The organism is Streptomyces sp. NPDC090798, assembly GCF_044768965.1.
Lineage (GTDB): Bacteria > Actinomycetota > Actinomycetes > Streptomycetales > Streptomycetaceae > Streptomyces.
In genome coordinates, this window is sequence record NZ_JBIVXA010000002.1 from 517,763 (window position 1) to 535,840 (window position 18,078).

The following is an 18,078-nucleotide window of genomic DNA, read 5'->3' on the forward strand; positions in this document are numbered from 1 at the left end:
ATGGCCCTCACCCAGTCGGACATCGACGTCGAGATCAAGGATCTCCAGGACGCCTACGACAAGGCGGTCGCCGGCGGAGCGCCGGTTCACAACCACCCGTCGCGCGACTACCCCCCGTACCGCAGCTCCCTGCTGCGCCACCCCGAACAGCCGCTGGTCGCCGTCGACGGCGGCGACCCGGAGACGGTCGAGCTGTCGGGGCCGGTGTTCGGCGTCACCGACATCACCGAGCACGACAGCGACCTGACCATCCAGCACCGGGGCGAGCCGATCGGCGAGCGCATGACCGTATCGGGCCGGCTGCTCGACCGCGACGGGCGTCCCGTGCGCGGTCAGCTCATCGAGATCTGGCAGGCCAATGCCGCCGGTCGTTACGCCCATCTGCGCGAGCAGCACCCGGCCCCGCTCGATCCCAACTTCACCGGTGTCGGGCGGACCCTGACGGATGATCAGGGCCGGTACAGGTTCACCACGATCAAGCCGGGCCCCTACCCGTGGGGCAACCACACGAACGCGTGGCGGCCCGCGCACATCCACTTCTCGCTCTTCGGCACGGCGTTCACCCAGCGGCTGATCACCCAGATGTACTTCCCGAGCGACCCGCTGTTCCGCTACGACCCGATCCTGCGGTCCGTGACGGACCAGGCGGCCCGCGACCGTCTGATCGCCACCTACCGGCACGATCTCTCCCAGCCCGAGTTCTCCATGGGCTACGAGTGGGACATCGTCCTCGACGGTCCCTCCGCCACCTGGATCGAGGAAGGCCGCCCCGCATGACCGAGCGACTGCTCCCCACCCCGTCCCACACCATCGGCCCCTTCTACGGCCACGCGCTGCCCTTTCCCGACGGCGGCCGGGTCGCGCCGCAGGGCCACCCCGAGGCGATCACCCTGCACGGGTACGTGCTCGACGGCGCGGGCAAGGTGATCCCGGACGCCCTCCTGGACTTCTGGCAGGCGGCACCCGACGGCTCCCTCAAGGGTGCCCCCGGTTCGATGCGCCGCGACCCGTCGACCGGCGCATTCCTCGGCCGGAGCGGCGTCGCCTTCACGGGCTTCGGCCGGGCCGCCACGGACGCCGACGGCCAGTACGCGCTGCACACCCTGCCACCGGGCAATGCCGGGCTTCCGTACATCAGCGTGTGTGTGTTCGCGCGCGGTCTGGTGCATCACCTCTTCACCCGCGCGTACCTCGCCGACGGCGCCGACCCGCTGCTCGACTCGCTCCCGGCCGACCGGCGCGCCACGCTGATCGCGGCCGAGGGCGCGAACCGGACGTACCGTTTCGACATCCGCCTTCAGGGCGAAGGCGAAACGGTCTTCCTGGAGTTCCAGTGACAGCTGCCGGCCCGGTCCGTTCCGAGTCCGAGTCCGATGCCGACGCCGGGCTGCTCGCCCCCGGGTGGGCGGGCTCCCCCGCGGCATCCGTGACCTCGGACGGCGCGATTCTGGGGGCGCTCCTCGACGCGGAGGCGGCGCTGACCCGCGCTCAGGCGGGGCTCGGACTCGCGCCGGACGCGGCTGCGTCGGCGGTGTCCGCCGTGGCCGCGGCGGGCCTCGACGTCAGGTCGATCGCGCTGCGCGCCCGAGGCGGCGGCAATCCGGTGATTCCGCTGGTCGCGGATCTGACAGCGGCGGTCGGCAAGGAGTACGGGCCCTACGTCCACCGGGGCGCGACCAGCCAGGACATCCTGGACACGGCGCTGATGCTGGTCGCCCGTCGCACACTGGACCTGGTCCTGGCGGATCTGGAGCGGACGGCGCGGGCCCTGGGCCGACTCGCCGCCGCGCACCGGGACACGGTGATGCCGGGGCGGACCCTCACGCAGCACGCCGTACCGACGACGTTCGGGCTGAAGGCGGCGGGGTGGCGGTCGCTCGTGCTGGACGCGCGGGACCGGCTCGCGGTTCTCCGCCTCCCCGTCCAACTGGGCGGCGCCGCAGGGACGTTGGCCGCCTTCGCGGCGTTCGGCGCCGAGGATCCGGACGCGCTCGTGGCGGCGTACGCCGGTGAACTCGGGCTCGCGGAACCGGCGTTGCCCTGGCACACCCTGCGGACGCCGATCGCCGACCTGGCCGCCGGCCTGGCCTTCACGGCCGGGGCCCTCGGCAAGATGGCGGCCGATGTGCTCACCCTCTCCCGCACGGAGATCGCCGAGGTCTCGGAGGGGAGCGGTGGCGGGTCGTCCGCGATGCCGCACAAGGCCAACCCGGTGGCGGCCACCGCGATCGCCGCCTCCGCGCGGCGCGCGCCGGGGCTCGCCGCCACGCTCTACGGGTCGATGGTCGCCGAGGACGAGCGGCCGGCCGGTGCCTGGCACGCCGAGTGGGAGCCGTTGCGCGAGCTGCTGAGGCTGGTCGGAGGCACCGCCCGGAACGCCGCCGGGCTGGTCGAAGGGCTCCGGGTGAACCCGGACGCCATGCGCGAACACCTCGGTCTCACCCATGGGTTGATCGTCTCCGAGCGCCTGGCCGTCGAACTCGCTCCGATCCTCGGGCGGGCCCGCGCCAAGGAGCTGCTGACCCGGGCCGCCGAGCGGGCCGTCGCCGAGAACCGGCCCCTCGTGGACGTACTCGGCGAGGAGCCGGAGCTCAAGGAACTCGACCGCGTGGAACTCACCGACCTCACCCGCTACACGGGCTCCGCGGGAGCCCTGACCGACCGTGCTCTGGAGCGAACGTGACCCGCAAACTGCTCAACCACCTCGCCGAGGGCCCCCAGACCGCTCCCCCCTTGCTCCTCGGGCCCTCGCTCGGCACGTCCTACGCCCTGTGGGACGAGGTCGCGCCCGAGCTGGCCGCCACCCACCGGGTGGTTCGCTGGGATCTGCCGGGACACGGGGGGTCGGCGCCGGACCTGATCGGGCCGGGAGCCACCGTCGGTGACCTCGCCGCGCTGGTCCTCGACCTCGCCGACTCGCTCGGCATCGACCACTTCGCCTACGCGGGCGTCTCGCTCGGCGGCGCGGTCGGACTGCACCTCGCCGTCCACCACCCGGAGCGGGTGTCGTCCCTCGCCGTCATCTGCTCCTCGGCGCACTTCAACGGCTCCAAGCCGTGGGAGGAGCGTGCGGAGCTAGTACGACGGGAAGGGCTGGCCGCGCTCGCCGAGAGCGCGAACTCCCGTTGGTTCACGGCCGGTTTCACCGTGCCGCGGTTGATCGACGACCACCGCGACGCGGACCCGGCGGCGTACGCCGCGTGCTGTGACGCGCTCGCCGCCTTCGACCTCCGCGACCGGCTCCCCGAGATCTCCGCGCCCACCCTGCTGATCGCGGGCCGCCAGGACCCGGCGACGCCGCCCGCCCAGCTGCGGGAGATCGCGGACGCGGTGGCGAGCGCCACGCTCGTCGAGCTCCCGGGAGCCTCGCATCTGGCGCCCGCGCAGTGTCCGGCGGCGGTCCTCACGGCACTGCGGGCCCACTTCGACGGGGGCGCCAAGCGGGGCATGGAGGTGCGGCGTGCGGTGCTCGGCGACGCCCATGTGGACCGGGCGCAGGCCCGGCAGACCCCCTTCACCGCCCGCTTCCAGGACTTCATCTCGCGCTACGCCTGGGGCGAGATCTGGACCGACCCGACGCTCTCGCGCCGCGAACGCAGCATGATCACCCTGACCGCGCTGGTCGCGCACGGTCACTACGACGAGCTGGCCATGCACGTCCGGGCGGCGCGGCGCAACGGGCTGACCCCGGAGGAGATCGGCGCCGTACTGCTGCAGACGGCCGTGTACTGCGGTGTCCCGGCGGCGAACTCGGCGTTCGCGACGGCTCAGCGGGTGCTCGCCGAGGAGGAGGGCGACGACGGCGCCGCAGGGTGACCCTGCGGCAGTGGCGTGAACGCTCGGGACACCTCGTCCTCGCTCAGGTCCGCGCGCTGCCTCCCGCATTGCGGCTACTTCCAGACCTCCCGGTCGTACGCCTTCTCGGTCACCGCGACGAGTACCCCCGCGGCCCCGAGCGTCCGGCGACGGTGACGGACCGGCTCCTCCAGAGCTGACCGGCGCGCGCCTCAGGAGGCTGTCGGCCCCGGGCGGCTACCTCAGCCCTCTGCCCGTCGCCAGGACCTCCTCCGCCCTCGCCACCAGCCCGTCCGCCCCGCACGAGCGCGCCAGCGTCAGACCCTTGCCCAGCTCCGAGACCGAGCGCGCCGCGATGCCGTACTCGACGCGCGCCGCCGCGTGTTCGTACTGGCAGGGCGAGGCCTCCAGGTAGGTGACGGCCTGGGCGGCCAGGCGTACCGCGCGCTGGCCCGATTCGAGGGCCGCCGCGCAGCGCAGAGCCTCGCCGATCGCGGTGTCCGTGCCGAAGCGCTCGGCCTGGCGGCGGGCGTCGGTGGCCAGCGCGGCGGCGCGGGCCGGGTCGTCCGAGGCGAGCGCGCGGGCGAGGTCGAGCGCCCAGGGCGCCATCACCGTGTTGTGGTGGCCGCGCGCCGCGGCGGCCTTCTCGGCGGCCTCGAGTTCGTTGATGCCGTCCTTGACACGGCCGACGGCGAGCAGCAGCCGGCCGCGTACGGACCGGGTGTCCGGCAGCACGATGGTGGACGGGTACGGCGGTGCGAAGCCGTACTGCTCGGCGATCGCCCAGGCCTCCTGGACGTCGCCACGGGCGAGCAGTGTGTCGACGAGGCCGCAGGTGGCCGACCAGTACAGGGGCAGCCCGCGGCCGACCCGCTCGGCGATGCGCAGCGACTCGCGCAGGGTGGTCTCGGCGTCCCTGAGGCGGCCCCGCCTGCGGTGGGCGAGACCGAGGAAGGCGTGTGCCAGGGCGAGGTGGCCGCCGCTCCATCCGGCGCTCGTGTAGGAGCGCAGCGCCTCGGAGAAGAGGCTCTCGGCCCGGTCGAGCCGGTCCGTGTAGGCGTACGAACTGCCCAGCATCATGAGGAGTTCGATGCCCCACTCGGTGTCGGTCCAGCCGAGTCCGGGCGCGAGGCGGCCGTTGACGAGGGCGCGGTCGCAGAGTTCCACGACCTCCTCCGCGCTCTCGCCACGGGTCATCGCGTCGAAGCCGCGCAGTATCAGCAGGGCGCGCTCGGAGTTGTCGCGTCCGGTGCAGGTCTTGACGAGTTCGGCGAGGTTTCGGGAGCGTCCCGGAACGTGGTCCTCGCCCGCGTGGATGCCCTCCCACATGTAGTGGACGGCCTGAAGCCGCATCCGGGCGGGGCCCGGGTCGAGCCGGGCGGCCTCCGCGTCGACCGTGCGGACGGCCTCGTCCAGCTGGTCGTTGTGGACCAGGGCCTGGGAGAGGCGGAAGACGGCGTCCACCCGCAGATCCCCGTCGAGGCCGGACTGGTCGAGCGCGGTGCGCAGATGGCTGATCGTGGTGGCGGGAGCGGTCAGCAGGGTGGCGCAGCCCAGTTCGTAGAGCACACGCGCGTGGATCTCCGGAAGCGGGGGTTCCGCCAGGGCGCGCTCCAGGCAGCGCCTGGCCGCGTCGGGCGCGCCGACGGCGAGGTGTTCGCGGGCGGCCTCGCGCATCTGCTCGACGAGTTCGGGGTCGTCGTCCGGGTGCACTTCGAGGAGGTGGCGGGAGGCCGCAGCGGCTCCGCGGCCCGATTCGGTGACCGCCCAGGCGGCCTGGCCGTGCATCGCGGTGCGCAGCGCGTCGGGGATCGAGCGGTAGACGGCGCTGGCGATGAGGGGGTGTACGAACTCCAGGTCACCGCCCGTCAGATCGCGGCTCGTGGGCTCGGTCGCGGTGAGAATGCGGGCCGCGCCCAGCAGTTCGGCGCAGCGCTCGGCCTCGTCGCTCTGCATCCCGGCGAGCTGGGCGGCGAGGTCGAGGGAGATCCCGGTGCCGAGGATCGCGGCCGCCCAGGCGAAGCGGGTGGCGTCGATGCCGAGTCCTTCGAGGCGGGCGACGAGTCCGCGGCCGCGTGCCGAGCGGTTCAGGGCGCGCAGTTCGGCGGCCGAGGCCTCGACCGGTTCCAGCTCGCTGTCCTGCACCTTGGCGAGCAGTTCGACGGTCTCGTACGGGTTGCCGCCGGTGACCGCCCACACCTCGCGGCAGAACGGGGCGTCCGCGTGCTCCCCGAGCGTGGCGCGGGTGAGTCCGGCGGTGGCGTCGGGGGTCAGCGCGCTGAGCGTGAGGATCGGCCGGGCCGCGGCGGCGACGGCCTCCAGCTGGCGGGCCCGCTCACCGCTGACGTCACCCGGCCTGCGGGCGACCACGACGAGGACCGGCAGGTCGTCGAGGCGCTCGGCGAACGCGACCAGCCACTGCAGGGTCTCCTGGTCGGCCCAGTGCGCGTCGTCGACGATCAGGACGAGGGGCCACTCGCGCTTGGCCAGCCGCCGCACCGCCGCGACCAGTCCGTCGCACACGCCCTGCGGGTCGGCCTGGCGGTCCCCCGGTTCGGCGATGCCGAGCGCGGGTCCGGCGATGTCGTACCAGTCGCCCAGGTATTCGCGGGCCTCTTCGGGCATCAGCGAGACGAGGGCGGGCTGGAGGAGTTGCCGTATGACGTTGAAGGGAACGGAGGTGACGGTCTCGCCGCCGCGGGCCGACCACACCGTGCAGCCGTGGGCCTCCGCGATCCGGCGCGCCTCGGCGAGCAGCGCGGTCTTGCCGATGCCCGCCTCGCCGCTGAACACCAGCAGGCTGCCGGAGGACGAGGCGTCCGCGCGCAGGGCCTTGACGGCCTCCACGACGTCGGCGATCTCCGCCTCGCGCTCCCACAGGGAGGACGAGGCGGCCGGTCCCGGCCGTGCCTCCGTCATGCCGCTACCTCCCCAGGTCGCCCGTACGACGTACAGACATTGAGCCTAGCCGTCCGGAAGCCGATGTGGAGACGGGTCGGCGCACCTGTTGCCGAGACGGGTGACGGGAGGTGTCCGCAGGCGACGCGGTGGGGCGCCGACCAGCCGTGGTGACAGTCGTCGACAGTCAAAAGCCCTGAAAATGATGCTGGTTTTCCCATGAACAGCGAGGAGGAGGGACCCATGAGCGGCGCCCGCGTGCACGACTCCGTCCCGCACACCGCCCGTCCCCCGCGCCCGCGGCGCGGGGCCCTGCTGGCGGGCTCGGTCGGCAACCTCGTCGAGTGGTACGAGTTCGGGGTCTACGGCTACTTCGCGACCGTCATCGCGGCGCGGTTCTTCACCCCGGAGGGCGGCAGTGCGACCGAGGGTCTGGTGAGGACGTACGCGTCCTTCGCGCTGGCGTTCTTCTTCCGGCCGGTGGGCGCCGCGCTGTTCGGACGGCTGGGCGACCGGATCGGGCGCCGCCCGGTGCTGATCCTGGTGATCGCGCTGATGACGGCCGCCACGACGCTCATCGGCGCGCTGCCGACCTACGCCACGGTCGGCGCCCTCGCCCCGTGGCTGCTGACCTTCCTCCGGGTGGTCCAAGGGCTGTCCGCGGGCGGGGAGTTCGGGGGCGCGGTCTCGGTCATGACGGAGTTCGCGCCGCCGGGCAGGCGGGGGCTGTACGGGTCGTGGCAGTCGTTCACGGTGGCGCTGGGGCTGCTCGCGGGCGCGGGTGTGGCGGCGCTGTCGGCGACGGTGCTGACCGAGGGGCAGTTGAGGGACTGGGGTTGGCGGCTGCCGTTCCTGCTGACGCTGCCGCTGGGGCTGGTCGCGCTGTGGCTGCGGCTGCGGCTGGAGGAGACGCCCGCCTTCCGGCACGAGGGGAAACGGGAGCACCCGCCCTGGCGCGAGGTCGCGCGGGCCGTCGTCCTCGGCGCGGGACGCGTGATGGGCTGGTCGGCGGCCGGCTACACCTTCCTGGTCGTGCTCCCGTCGTACCTCCAGAACACCCTCCACGCCGGCTTCCGGCAGGCGCTGCTCGCCACGGTCCTCGCCAACCTCGGCTTCGCGGCCACGATCGTCCCGGCGGGCCTGCTCAGCGACCGGATCGGGCGGCGCCCCGTGCTGCTCACCGGCGCCGGCCTCGTCGTGGTCCTGTCCGTTCCGCTGCTCAACCTCCTTCAGGACACTGGGACTTCGAACGCGGTGAAGGGTGTCGCCGTGTTCGGGGCGGGTGCCGTCGTCGGGCTGATGGCGGGACCGGGTCCCGCCATGCTCTCCGAGATGTTCCCCACGAGCGTCCGCCACACCGGCCTGGGACTCGCCTACGCCCTGTCCAATGCCGTGTTCTCGGGCTGCGCCGGCCTCATCATCACCGAGACGATGAAGCGGACCGGAAGCGTGGACATCCCCGCGTACTACGCGGCGGCGACGTGCGCCGTCAGTGCGCTCGCCCTGGCCACGCTCCCCGACAACCGAGGGAGTTGAGCACGTGAGGGTGATCGGCCTGATGTCCGGGACGTCGTACGACGCGATCGACGCGGCGGCGGCGGAACTGACCCTCGAAGGCGAGGACCTCGCCCTGCGGCCGCTCGGGATGGTCGGTGAGGCGTACGACGGCGCACTGCGCGAGGCGCTCGCGGCGGCGCTGCCCCCGGCGGCCACCACGCTGGCCGAGGTGTGCCGCCTGGACACCCTGATCGGGCAGGCGTTCGCCGCGGCGGCGGTCCGGGCCGACCGTGAACTGTGCGACGGGGGCGCCGAGTTGGTCGCCTCGCACGGGCAGACCGTCTACCACTGGGCTGAGGACGGGCGGGTGCACGGCACGCTCCAGCTCGGTCAGCCCGCCTGGATCGCCGAGGCGACCGGGCTGCCGGTGGTCGCCGACTTCCGCCCCAGGGACATCGCCGCCGGTGGTCAGGGCGCGCCCCTGGTGAGCCTGGTCGACCTGCTGTGGCTGCGCGGCAGGGCGGGGACTCCGGTGGCGCTGAACCTCGGCGGCATCGCCAACCTCACCGCGCCGGACGGCACCGCCTTCGACTCCGGGCCCGGGTGCGCCCTCGTCGACGTGGCCGTGCAGGGGTTGACCGGGGGACGTCTGCACTACGACGTGGACGGCGCCCTCGCCGCCCGCGGCGCCGTGCACGAACCGTTGCTGGAACGCCTGCTCGCGGAGCCGTACTACGCGCTGCCCGCGCCCAAGACCACCGGCAAGGAGCTCTTCCACCTCGGCCATCTGCGCGACGCGCTGACCGGGTTCGGCACGCTCACCGCCGAGGACGTCATCGCGACCCTCACCCGGCTCACCGCGCGTACGGTCGCCGACGCGGTGCGCTCGGTGGGTGCCACGGAGGTGATCGCGTCCGGCGGCGGCACGCGCAATCCGGCGCTGATGGCGATGCTGGGCGCGGAGTTGCCGGGAGTGCCGGTGCGCACGTCCGACGCTCTGGGCCTGCCCGCGGCCGCCAAGGAGGCGTACGCCTTCGCCGTGCTGGGTTTTCTGACCCTGCACGGGCTCACGGGCACCGATCCGGTGAGCACCGGGGCCCGGCATCCGAGTGTGCTCGGCTCGATCACGCCGGGGCGCGGCGGGCTGCGGCTGCCGCCGAGGGCGCGAACGGCGCCGGTGCGACTGGTCCTGGCATGACACCCGCTGGTCGTGACAGCACACCCGGTGGCGCAGCCGAGGCGTTCTTGGAACGAATCTTCCGGATCCCTCTCATCCGCCTTTCACCCACAGCTCATACGGTGGGTCCATGACGCAGGTGACTCCTCCCGGTTGGTATCACGACCCGGGGCAGACAAGTGACAGTCCCGCCACCGAACGCTGGTGGGACGGCAGGACATGGACGGACCAGACCCGCCCCGTCGGGCCCGCCGCCGCATGGGGTCCCCCGACGCACCCGCCGGCCGTCGGACCCTATCCGGCGCCGCCTCCGGGCGCCCCGCGGCGCGGACTGCGCACCGGCATAGCCGTCGCCGCCGCGATCGCGGTCCTGGCGGGCATCGGGGGCGGGGTGTACGCCTTGACCAAGAGCGACGGCAACGGTGGGAACAGCGCCACTTCCCAGGCTCCCGGCGGACAGAACGGCGGCCAGGGCGGATTCGGCGGGCAGGGCGGCGGCAACGGGGGTCCGGAGGGCGGCCAGGGCGGCGTTCCCGGCGGCTCGGGCGGTTCCGGGGGCCAGACCCCGGCGCCGGGCCAGTCCGCGCAGCCGCAGCTCGAGGACGGCTATGCCACCGACCTGATCAGTGGCATCAGCCTGCCGGTGCCCGACAACTGGACCGGCGGGAGCACCACGTCGGGTGCCGTGCTGTCGACCAAGGACACCTACAAGTGCCCTGGCGCCACCTCGCAGGAGTGTCAGCGGGGCGGCGCGTACTCGGCAACCGCCGCAGCACAGAAACTGAAGTCCACCACGGCGGAGGCGGCGGCCAAGGAGGACATCTCCAAGAACGCCACCGAGTCGTACGGCAAGGGCTACGGCGCGATCACCTCGCACACGGAGCTCGCCTCCAAGGCGGTCACCGTGGCCGGCGAGAAGGGCTACCTCGTCCGCTGGAAGGTCGTCACCAGCAAGGGTGACGACGGCTATGTCGAGTCGCTCGTCTTCCCGTCCCCCGCCGACTCCAAGTCACTGATCGTCGTCCGCTTCGGCATCGACGTCAGCTCCAAGGCACCCAAGGAGTCCGTGATCGACGACATCACCAAGGGCATCAAGGTGGCGGCCGGACTCGGTGGCAACGGGCAGAACGCCTAGGTCCTGTCGTAGGTCCATCCCGGACATGGATCGGCCGGGTGGGGTGCCCCTCCGCTCAAGAGGAACCCCACCCGGCCGGGGGGTGCGCGCCGCCCCCGTCCCCACGGTGCGGCGCGAGCAGGCCGACGTCCGGTCATCCCGCGGACGGCGACCTGAGTCTCAGGTCAGGCCGAGGGCCGGAATCACGACGGCCTCGACGAATTGTGTGAGATACGCCGCATCGGCGTTCCGCCCTTCCAGTACGGGACGAACCCGCACCACACCGAAGAGCTGCGCCGGGATGAACTCCAGCGCCGGGTGGTCCGCGGCGACCTCGCCCCGGGCGACCCCGCGGGCCAGGATCTCCTTGACCGCGCCGATCTCGGGCTCGACGAGCGCGTCGCGCAGCGCCTCCTGCAGTTCCTTGTCCTGGAACACGGCGTGGCCGAGCGCCTGGTGGAGCTGACTGTCGCGGCCCGACCAGTTCCCCGCGGCCTGCGCCATCGCGCGCAGGTCCCCGGCGAGCGTGCCGGTGTCGATGCCCGAGAAGCGCGGACAGCTGTTGGCGCGCAGGGCGGCGGCCACGAACTGCGGCTTCGTCTTCCACTGGCGGTAGAGCGTGGACTTGCTGCAGCGGGTGCTCGCGGCCACGCCCTCCATGGTGAGCGAGTCATAGCCGCACTCGCGGATCTGCTCGAGCACGGCGTCGTAGAACTCCTGCTCACGCTCGGGCGTGATCTTGGAGCGGCGCGAGGCGACGACCGTCTCCGGTCCGTCCGCGGCCTGCGACGTCATGGCTCATCTCCTCGCTCGCGTGGGTGGCTCGCCTGGTGTTCCGCTTCACACAGTGTATATCGATACGCCACTGTACCGGTACGCGTCCGTATCGGTACAGTGGCGTATCGGTACACCTTCGTATCGGTACACTTCCGTATCGGTACAGTTCCGTATCGATGAGCCTTGGACAGGACCCACTCCGCTGTCGAGTGATCCTCGAGTGATCGAGTGGATTCTGTCCTGGGCTCACCGCGCACCACCCCAAGCAACACCGTCAGCAAAGGGGCCGGGGGATGGAATCCCGAACCGAGCCTGCGGAAGCAGAACCAGATCCGGCCGCGGCGATACGGCGGCCGTCGCCGCGCAGCACCGCGACGCGGCCGCCTCTCGTACGTGAGCTCCTGCTCGTCGTAGGGCTCTTCGTCGTCTACAAGGTCGGCCGGCAGCTGGCCGACGGCCACACCGCCGAGGCCTTCCGCAACGCGAACCGCGTGTGGGACTGGGAGCGGACGCTCCACCTGCCCGGCGAAGGCTCCGTACAGGGCGCGCTGCTGCACAGCGACACCCTGGTGCACCTCGCGAACACCTATTACGCGACCGTGCACTTCCCGGCCACCGTGGCCTTCCTGGTCTGGATGTACCTGCGGCGCCCGGTCCACTACGTGTGGGCCCGCCGGGTCCTGGCCGCGGTCACCGCCGCCGCCCTGGCGCTGCACCTCACCTTCCCGCTCGCCCCGCCCCGGCTGCTGGCCGCCGCGGGCCTGGTGGACACCGGACAGGTGTACGGGCCCACCGTGTACGGGGCGCACCCGGCGACCGACGAGATGGCGAACCAGTTCGCGGCGATGCCCTCCCTGCACTTCGGCTGGGCCCTGATGGTGGCGATCGGTCTGATCGCCGCGACCCGCTCCCGCCTGCGCTGGCTGTGGCTGCTGCATCCGCTGCTCACCCTGCTGGTGATCGTCGGCACGGCGAACCACTACTGGCTCGACGCGATCGTGGCGACCGCGCTGCTGGGCGTCGCGCTGGCCGTGATCCGGCTGCCGCGCGGGGCCGGGGCGACCGAGGCTCACGACCTTGTCACCGCCGACGAGGCAGATGAAAAAGCCGACGGAGAAGCCGGGAATTCCGGCGGGGCCGGCGGTGCTGGCGAAAAGGAATCCGTACCGGAGCTCGTGGGGGCAAGACGATGAACGCCACACTCGCCGCCGTGGTCCTCTCGCTCTTCTCGGCCGTGGCGTACGCCGCCGCGGCCGTGGCCCAGGAGCGGCTGGCCTCCCGGACCACCGACTCGGGCATGCTGCGGCTGCTGGGCAGCGGGGCCTGGTGGTGGACCGTCGTACTGAACGCCTCCGCCGCACTGCTGCACGTCGCCGCGCTGAAGTACGGCACGCTGACGCTCGTACAGCCGCTCGGCGCGCTCACGCTGGTGGCCGCGGTACCGCTCGGCGCACGGGTCGCCGGACGGCGGGTCAGCGCGGTCGAGTGGCGCGGTACCGCGCTCACCCTGATCGGACTGTCCGCCCTGCTGGTCACGGCGTCCGGGCCCGCGCCCGACGATGTGCTGAGCGTGCCGCAGGCGCTGGGCGTGGCCGCCACGACGGCCGCCCTGATCGGCATCCTGTCGCGGCCCGGTACACGGCCGGGGCTGCGGCACGCGACCGCCTCCGGGTTCGCCTCGGGTGTCGCCTCCGCGCTCACCCAGACGGTGACCGTGGCCGTGACGGACCGCTCCGGTCCTCTGCTCAGCGCCCAGGTGATCGTGGTGGCCCTGCTCGTCGCCGCCTTCGCCGCGGGCGGACTGCTCCTTTCGCAGACCGCCTACCGGGGTGGTCTCGGCGCCCCGCTCGCCGTCGTGACGCTCGCCAACCCGGTCGCCGCCGCGGCGATAGGCCTCTTCCTGCTCGGGGAGCAGTTGCAGGGCGGCCCGGCCGGCCTGCTGCTCGCGGCCGTGGGCGCGGGCGTGGCGTCGTGGGGTGTGGTGACGCTGTCCCGCTCGGTGCCGGAACCGGCGCTGCCCGCGCCTCTGGTGAGCACCGCGGACCCGCACCCCGTCGCCGCGGTACTGGCGCTGGAGCCCGGATCGGCGGCGTACGAACCCTCGTTGCTGCCGAAGCAGCCCGACTCGGGTCAGCTGACGCCCCTCTAGGCCTCCCATGGGGCTCCTGGAGGGCTCCCGAGGGTTCCTGGGCACGACGGCAGAGAACGCACGACAAGAAGGGTGGCCGCGGAGAGTTCCGCGGCCACCCTTCTTGTCGTGCGCCGGTTCAGCCCAGCCCGCGGGAGTCCTGCTTGAGCGCCGTGTCGACGGTGAGCGCCGTCGCGACGACGAGGCTCAGCAGGGGCTCGGGAAGCTGGTAGTGGATCTGGAGGACGTAGTTGTCCGCCGTGGTGAACATCGTCTTGGCGAGGCCTTCCCAGGTCTTGGTGATCCGGGCGACCTCGTTGTCCGTGTGGTCGACGATGGCGAAGTTCCAGGCGCGCCAGTTCTCCGCCTTGATCGCGCCGACCTGCTGGCCGTTGACGTTGATCGCGAAGTTGATCTTCCCGATCATGTTCTGCTGCACGATCTCGCCGACGGGCTGTCCGTCCGGACGCTCCACGACCACCCGCGACTTGATGAACTTCGCGGGACGCGTGAGCCGCAGCACCGGCTGCCCGTAGGCGTCACGGATCTCCAGCTTGTGCGTCATGTACTGGTCGAGGCTGGAGACGAAGCGGAGCGCCTTCTTCAGACCGCTCTGACCGACCTCGACGACCGCGCCGAGCTGGTTGCCCTGCTGGTCCATGACCTTGTACTCGTTGGTCAGCTCGATCAGCTTGGCCTTCTGGTTCACCACCAGGACCGGCTCGGTGAACAGGGTGCCACCGCCGGCACCGCCACCCGCGACACCCGCCTGCTGCTGCACCTGCTGCCGCACGCGAGGGTCGGGACCGGCCGCCGACTGCCCGTACGGCTGCTGGGCCTGCTGCGGAACCGTCTGCCCCGCCGGGGCCGCCTGGCCCGCGTTGGTGTGCTCGGTCCACTGCGAGCCGTCCCAGTAACGCAGCATCTGGGGCGCCCCGTGCGGGTCCGGGTACCAACCTGCAGGAGTGTTCGAATGCGTGGTCACCGGGGCACACTACCGCGAGCCGGCCGGAAATTGACCAGAGCCGAGATATCCATCAGACGGTGACGATCGCCGGGTCGCTCACACCCGCGTGACCGTTCTCGACATGTCCGGCGAACCGCCGCAGGAACCCCGCGTCCGCCGTGGACACGACGGTCAGGTCGTACCAGCGCCGGCTCGCCCGCAGGTCCACCGTGTGCCGCACGGTCGCGCCCGCCCGCACCTTGAACGAACTCGGCCGCCCTCCGTAGCCGTTGGTGAGCTTGAGCTCGACCGTGCCGGAGCCCTTGTTGGTGAAGGTCAGCTCCACGTTCCCGCCGACGTGGCGCGCGGTGACCTCGGGTCCCGCGGTCCTGCCAGGGCCCTTGAAGACACGCAGGAAGCCGTTGGGGCCGTGCGCCGTCAGGTCGTACGAGCCGCCGGAGTACGCCGAGTTCCAGGTGTCGGAGACGGTCTTGCCCGCCTCGGTGGTGTACGTCCAGGGGCCGTCGGTGCGGTTGCCCGAGGTGACGAAGAAGGCGGCGCCGGCCTTGGCACCCGAACCGAAGGAGAGCGTGAACTTCCCGGCCGCGGCGTCCGCCGAACCGTCGACGAGGGGCGCGTACTTGAGCGGGCGGGCCGGGCGCGAGCCGCGCTCCTGCCGGGGCAGCACCGGGTTCGCGGGCGGGGTCGGCACATAGTCGGGGTGCCGGTCGTGGTCCGGCGGCTGGTAGCCGTCGGTGTCCGGCAGCGCGACCGGCTTGGTGTCCTGGCGCGAGAAGTCGAAGGCGGCGGTGAGGTCGCCGCTGATCGCGCGCCGCCAGGGCGAGATGTTGGGCTCGTGCACGCCGAAGCGGCGCTCCATGAACCGGATGATCGAGGTGTGGTCGAGGGTCTCGGAACAGACGAAACCGCCCTTGCTCCAGGGCGAGACGACGAGCATCGGCACCCGCTGGCCGAGTCCGTACGGTCCGGCGGCACGGCCGGCGTCGCCCTTGTAGAGGTCCGGGCCGACGTCGACCGTGGACTTGCCCTGCGCGGCCGACTGCGGCGGGAACGGCGGCACGAGGTGGTCGAAGAAGCCGTCGTTCTCGTCGTAGGTGATGAACAGGGCCGTCTTCGCCCACACCTCGGGGTCGGAGGTCAGCGCGTCCAGGACCTGAGCGATGTACCAAGCGCCGTAGTTCGCGGGCCAGTTCGGGTGCTCGGTGAAGGCCTCGGGCGCGACGATCCAGGAGATCTTGGGCAGCTTCTTGCCCTTGACGTCTGCCTTCAGCTGGTCGAAGAAGCCCTCGCCCTTGCGCGCGTCGGTGCCGGTGCGGGCCTTGTCGTAGAGCGGATCGCCGGGCTTGGCATTGCGGTACTGGTTGAAGTACAGCAGCGAGTTGTCGCCGTAGTTGCCGCGGTAGGCGTCCGGAATCCAGCCCCAGGAGCCGTTCGCGTCGAGGCCGTCACCGACGTCCTGGTAGATCTTCCAGGAGACCCCGGCCGCCTCCAGCCGCTCCGGGTACGTCGTCCAGTCGTAGCCCGCCTCGTCGTTGCCGAGGACCGGGCCGCCGCCCTTGCCGTCGTTGCCCGTGTAACCCGTCCACATGTAGTAGCGGTTCGGGTCGGTCGAGCCGATGAACGAACAGTGGTACGCGTCGCAGATGGTGAACGCGTCGGCGAGCGCGTAGTGGAACGGTATGTCCTCGCGCGTCAGGTACGCCATCGTCGTCGACGACTTGGCGGGCACCCACTTGTCGTACTTGCCCGCGTTGAACGCGGTGTGCCCGTCGCTCCAGCCGTGCGGGAGGTCCTGGATGAACTGCAGGCCCAGGTTGTCGGCGGTGGGCCGGAAGGGCAGCACCTCCTTGGTTCCGTCCGACTGGTGCCAGACCGACTTGCCGCTGGGCAGCGTGGACGGGCGGGGGTCACCGAAACCGCGGACGCCTCTGAGCGAGCCGAAGTAGTGGTCGAAGGACCGGTTCTCCTGCATCAGCACGACGATGTGCTCGACGTCGTCGATCGTGCCGGACCGGTGGTGCGCGGGCAGCGCCGCGGCGCGCTCGATGCTGTTCGACAGCGCGGTGAACGCCGCGGTGCCGCCGGCGAGTTGGAGAAAGCGGCGTCGGTTCACTTGAGGCATGACTGGGTGACCTCTTGTCCTGACATGGTGCTGTGGATGGGACCTGCGCGGGGGGAGTGTTCCAAGAGGAACGAATGTCGGGGAAGACCCCGTGGCGCTGGTGTGACGCACAGGGGTATGCGATGCGAACACCAGCCCGCGTGCCTTCCGCTCCTGTGCGCGGTCTCAGGCGCCCTTGCGAAGCAGGGCGGTGATCTCCAGGCCGGTTTCCCGGTCCAGCCTGCCCGGGCAGTCCACGCCCAGCGCGAGGGCCAGGTCGCGGCCGTGGAGGTCCACCGCGGACTCGACCAGCTCGGCGAAGGCGTCCATCGCCGCCCGGCCCCGGCGCGCTCCGAGCATCGCCAGGCCCAGCGCGATCAGGGCTGACGGCCACCACCGGACGGCGACCAGCAGGTACGGCAGGCTCCAGGCCGTGAGGCGGACGGCGGCGTCGTAGGCCTCCCGCGCGGTGCGCAGTTCGGTGCGGGTGTCGGCGGACAGGACGAGCCAGAGCCGGGACCAGGCCGAGTCGAGGTCGAGCCGGTAGGCCTGGTGGACGCGCAGGTCGAGGGCGCGGACGCGGTCGCCGGTCCAGCAGGGGTGGGCGGGCTCCACCAGGGAGATCCGGTTGCGTACCGCGGCGAGTCGCGCGAGCTCGCGGACCGTGCCGGGGTCGAGGGGCGGCCCCTGCTCGACGGCTCGCGCGTCCACCCGCGCATAGGCGTCCTCGGCCGACCGCCACCTCCCTCGCCGACGCTCGGTCAGCCGTCCGCCGAGCGGCCGTACCGGTGGGGGCCAGTCCCCCGTCCAGAGCCGCTCCACCGCCCCGCCGAGCGCCTGGGCGAGGAGGCCGAGCCCGGCCGAGGCGATCACCGTCGCGGAGGCCGCCAGCACCACACCGCCCGTCGACCGGCTCGCCGGATGCCCGGCCAGGTCGTCGAGCGCGCGGGTGACCCGGCCGATGTCGTACCAGTGCGCCTGGCCCAGCAGCCGCGCCGCCCCGGCGACCGCGAGGAACAGCAGCCCCGAGGGGACGAGGTAGGTGAGCCAGCGCGCGGCCAGGTTCCTGCCCAGCTCGGCGAGCACGGCGTTCATGACAGCCTGCGGCGGCGCAAGGGCTCGCCGTACAGGCGGCAGGTCTCCGGCACCGGTCGGTTCCGGGCCGGGGTCCGGCGGTCGCAGCGGTCTCCGGGGCAGACGTACGCCTCCACCACCGGGTGCCCTTCCACGGCCGCCGGGAGCCCACCGATGCCCGCGCCCCGGGTGAACGCGCGCAACCCGGTCGCCACCCCGCAGCGGCGCAGGAGTTGGTGGAGCGCGGCCTGTGGGCCGGCCGGGTCGCCGCTCCCCCGCAGCGCCACGAGGATCTCCTCCAACTCCGGCCGGCGCTCGGCCGGCACAAAGCCTCTGATCTCGTCCAGCCGGGCGCAGACGACCGACCGCACCGCCCTCGACTCACCGCCGCCGTCCCCGTCCCCGCCGCCGTCGCCGTCATCGGTGCGGATTTCCGCCATCCTCGCAACCTCCTTACATGGCAATCGAGTTGAGAGGATACTGGGCGATCACCGACGGTCACGGGGGGTGATGCCGATGTTCTGGCGTCGACGCACGCGGGCACGGAGAG

Annotated in this window: 15 protein-coding genes; 9 read left to right on the plus strand and 6 right to left on the minus strand. The window is 72.3% G+C overall.

Going from position 1 to position 18,078, the window contains the following annotated elements:
- Genes pcaH through pcaD form a run of 4 tightly spaced genes read left to right on the plus strand, consistent with a single transcriptional unit; the run spans position 1 to position 3,816 of the window.
- On the plus strand, positions 1-777 hold the full coding sequence (gene pcaH, locus ACIQTP_RS06590) for a protocatechuate 3,4-dioxygenase subunit beta (protein ID WP_403396884.1): 777 nt from the start codon (positions 1-3) through the stop codon (positions 775-777).
- The gene (gene pcaG / locus ACIQTP_RS06595; protein ID WP_403396886.1) at positions 774-1,337 is read left to right on the plus strand and encodes a protocatechuate 3,4-dioxygenase subunit alpha; all 564 of its coding nucleotides are present in this window, start codon (positions 774-776) and stop codon (positions 1,335-1,337) included. The genes pcaH and pcaG overlap by 4 nt, the downstream gene beginning before the upstream one ends.
- Positions 1,334-2,683 (plus strand): 3-carboxy-cis,cis-muconate cycloisomerase, encoded by a 1,350-nt coding sequence (gene pcaB, locus ACIQTP_RS06600; RefSeq protein WP_403396888.1) that lies wholly within the window; start codon positions 1,334-1,336, stop codon positions 2,681-2,683. The genes pcaG and pcaB overlap by 4 nt, the downstream gene beginning before the upstream one ends.
- Positions 2,680-3,816 carry a 3-oxoadipate enol-lactonase gene (gene pcaD, locus ACIQTP_RS06605; RefSeq protein ID WP_403396890.1) on the plus strand — a complete coding sequence of 379 codons (1,137 nt, stop codon included), beginning with the start codon at positions 2,680-2,682 and terminating at the stop codon, positions 3,814-3,816. The genes pcaB and pcaD overlap by 4 nt, the downstream gene beginning before the upstream one ends.
- Positions 3,817-4,032: 216 nt before the next feature.
- On the opposite strand, the gene ACIQTP_RS06610 is transcribed toward pcaD, so the two are convergent.
- A complete protein-coding gene (locus ACIQTP_RS06610) occupies positions 4,033-6,714 on the minus strand; it encodes an ATP-binding protein (protein WP_403396891.1) in 2,682 nt (893 codons plus the stop codon).
- Positions 6,715-6,936: 222 nt separating this feature from the next.
- Here ACIQTP_RS06610 and ACIQTP_RS06615 point away from each other — a divergent pair, with 222 nt between their 5' ends.
- From ACIQTP_RS06615 to ACIQTP_RS06625, 3 genes are all read left to right on the plus strand, one after another.
- Positions 6,937-8,229: an MFS transporter gene (locus ACIQTP_RS06615; RefSeq protein ID WP_403396893.1), complete on the plus strand. Its 1,293-nt coding sequence runs from the start codon at positions 6,937-6,939 to the stop codon at positions 8,227-8,229.
- A 4-nt stretch (positions 8,230-8,233) separates the two neighbouring features.
- The gene (locus ACIQTP_RS06620; RefSeq protein ID WP_403396895.1) at positions 8,234-9,388 is read left to right on the plus strand and encodes an anhydro-N-acetylmuramic acid kinase; all 1,155 of its coding nucleotides are present in this window, start codon (positions 8,234-8,236) and stop codon (positions 9,386-9,388) included.
- A gap of 109 nt (positions 9,389-9,497) precedes the next feature.
- Complete coding sequence (locus ACIQTP_RS06625) at positions 9,498-10,502, plus strand: DUF2510 domain-containing protein (RefSeq protein ID WP_403396898.1); 1,005 nt, start codon at positions 9,498-9,500, stop codon at positions 10,500-10,502.
- Between the two features lie 159 nt (positions 10,503-10,661).
- Here the strand turns inward: ACIQTP_RS06625 and ACIQTP_RS06630 are convergent, their stop codons facing one another.
- Positions 10,662-11,276: a TetR/AcrR family transcriptional regulator gene (locus tag ACIQTP_RS06630; protein ID WP_054236092.1), complete on the minus strand. Its 615-nt coding sequence runs from the start codon at positions 11,274-11,276 to the stop codon at positions 10,662-10,664.
- A 275-nt stretch (positions 11,277-11,551) separates the two neighbouring features.
- Here ACIQTP_RS06630 and ACIQTP_RS06635 point away from each other — a divergent pair, with 275 nt between their 5' ends.
- Together ACIQTP_RS06635 and ACIQTP_RS06640 are read left to right on the plus strand one after the other, a co-directional pair.
- Entirely contained in the window at positions 11,552-12,451 is a 900-nt protein-coding gene (locus tag ACIQTP_RS06635) for a phosphatase PAP2 family protein (protein ID WP_403396900.1), read from the plus strand.
- Positions 12,448-13,407 carry a DMT family transporter gene (locus ACIQTP_RS06640; protein WP_402048311.1) on the plus strand — a complete coding sequence of 320 codons (960 nt, stop codon included), beginning with the start codon at positions 12,448-12,450 and terminating at the stop codon, positions 13,405-13,407. Before ACIQTP_RS06635 ends, ACIQTP_RS06640 begins: the two co-directional genes overlap by 4 nt.
- Before the next feature lie 118 nt (positions 13,408-13,525).
- Here ACIQTP_RS06640 and ACIQTP_RS06645 read toward each other — a convergent pair whose 3' ends face one another.
- From ACIQTP_RS06645 to ACIQTP_RS06660, 4 genes are all read right to left on the minus strand, one after another.
- Positions 13,526-14,371 carry a phospholipid scramblase-related protein gene (locus ACIQTP_RS06645; protein WP_403396903.1) on the minus strand — a complete coding sequence of 282 codons (846 nt, stop codon included), beginning with the start codon at positions 14,369-14,371 and terminating at the stop codon, positions 13,526-13,528.
- Between the two features lie 52 nt (positions 14,372-14,423).
- Positions 14,424-16,475, minus strand: a complete 2,052-nt coding sequence (locus ACIQTP_RS06650; RefSeq protein WP_403396906.1) for a phosphocholine-specific phospholipase C — start codon at positions 16,473-16,475, stop codon at positions 14,424-14,426.
- Positions 16,476-16,640: 165 nt separating this feature from the next.
- Positions 16,641-17,549 (minus strand): hypothetical protein, encoded by a 909-nt coding sequence (locus tag ACIQTP_RS06655; protein WP_403396908.1) that lies wholly within the window; start codon positions 17,547-17,549, stop codon positions 16,641-16,643.
- Complete coding sequence (locus ACIQTP_RS06660) at positions 17,546-17,968, minus strand: hypothetical protein (RefSeq protein ID WP_403396910.1); 423 nt, start codon at positions 17,966-17,968, stop codon at positions 17,546-17,548. The genes ACIQTP_RS06655 and ACIQTP_RS06660 overlap by 4 nt, the downstream gene beginning before the upstream one ends.
- Between the last annotated feature and the right edge of the window lie 110 nt (positions 17,969-18,078).

Excerpts from the sequence above, each read along its gene's own strand:
- pcaH (WP_403396884.1), top strand. The coding sequence starts at position 1 with ATGGCCCTCACCCAGTCGGACATCGACGTCGAGATCAAGGATCTCCAG.
- ACIQTP_RS06635 (WP_403396900.1), top strand. The coding sequence starts at position 11,552 with ATGGAATCCCGAACCGAGCCTGCGGAAGCAGAACCAGATCCGGCCGCG.
- ACIQTP_RS06660 (WP_403396910.1), bottom strand. The coding sequence starts at position 17,968 with ATGGCGGAAATCCGCACCGATGACGGCGACGGCGGCGGGGACGGGGAC.
- ACIQTP_RS06615 (WP_403396893.1), top strand. The coding sequence starts at position 6,937 with ATGAGCGGCGCCCGCGTGCACGACTCCGTCCCGCACACCGCCCGTCCC.
- ACIQTP_RS06650 (WP_403396906.1), bottom strand. The coding sequence starts at position 16,475 with ATGCCTCAAGTGAACCGACGCCGCTTTCTCCAACTCGCCGGCGGCACC.
- ACIQTP_RS06625 (WP_403396898.1), top strand. The coding sequence starts at position 9,498 with ATGACGCAGGTGACTCCTCCCGGTTGGTATCACGACCCGGGGCAGACA.
- ACIQTP_RS06610 (WP_403396891.1), bottom strand. The coding sequence starts at position 6,714 with ATGACGGAGGCACGGCCGGGACCGGCCGCCTCGTCCTCCCTGTGGGAG.
- pcaG (WP_403396886.1), top strand. The coding sequence starts at position 774 with ATGACCGAGCGACTGCTCCCCACCCCGTCCCACACCATCGGCCCCTTC.
- ACIQTP_RS06630 (WP_054236092.1), bottom strand. The coding sequence starts at position 11,276 with ATGACGTCGCAGGCCGCGGACGGACCGGAGACGGTCGTCGCCTCGCGC.
- ACIQTP_RS06655 (WP_403396908.1), bottom strand. The coding sequence starts at position 17,549 with ATGAACGCCGTGCTCGCCGAGCTGGGCAGGAACCTGGCCGCGCGCTGG.
- ACIQTP_RS06640 (WP_402048311.1), top strand. The coding sequence starts at position 12,448 with ATGAACGCCACACTCGCCGCCGTGGTCCTCTCGCTCTTCTCGGCCGTG.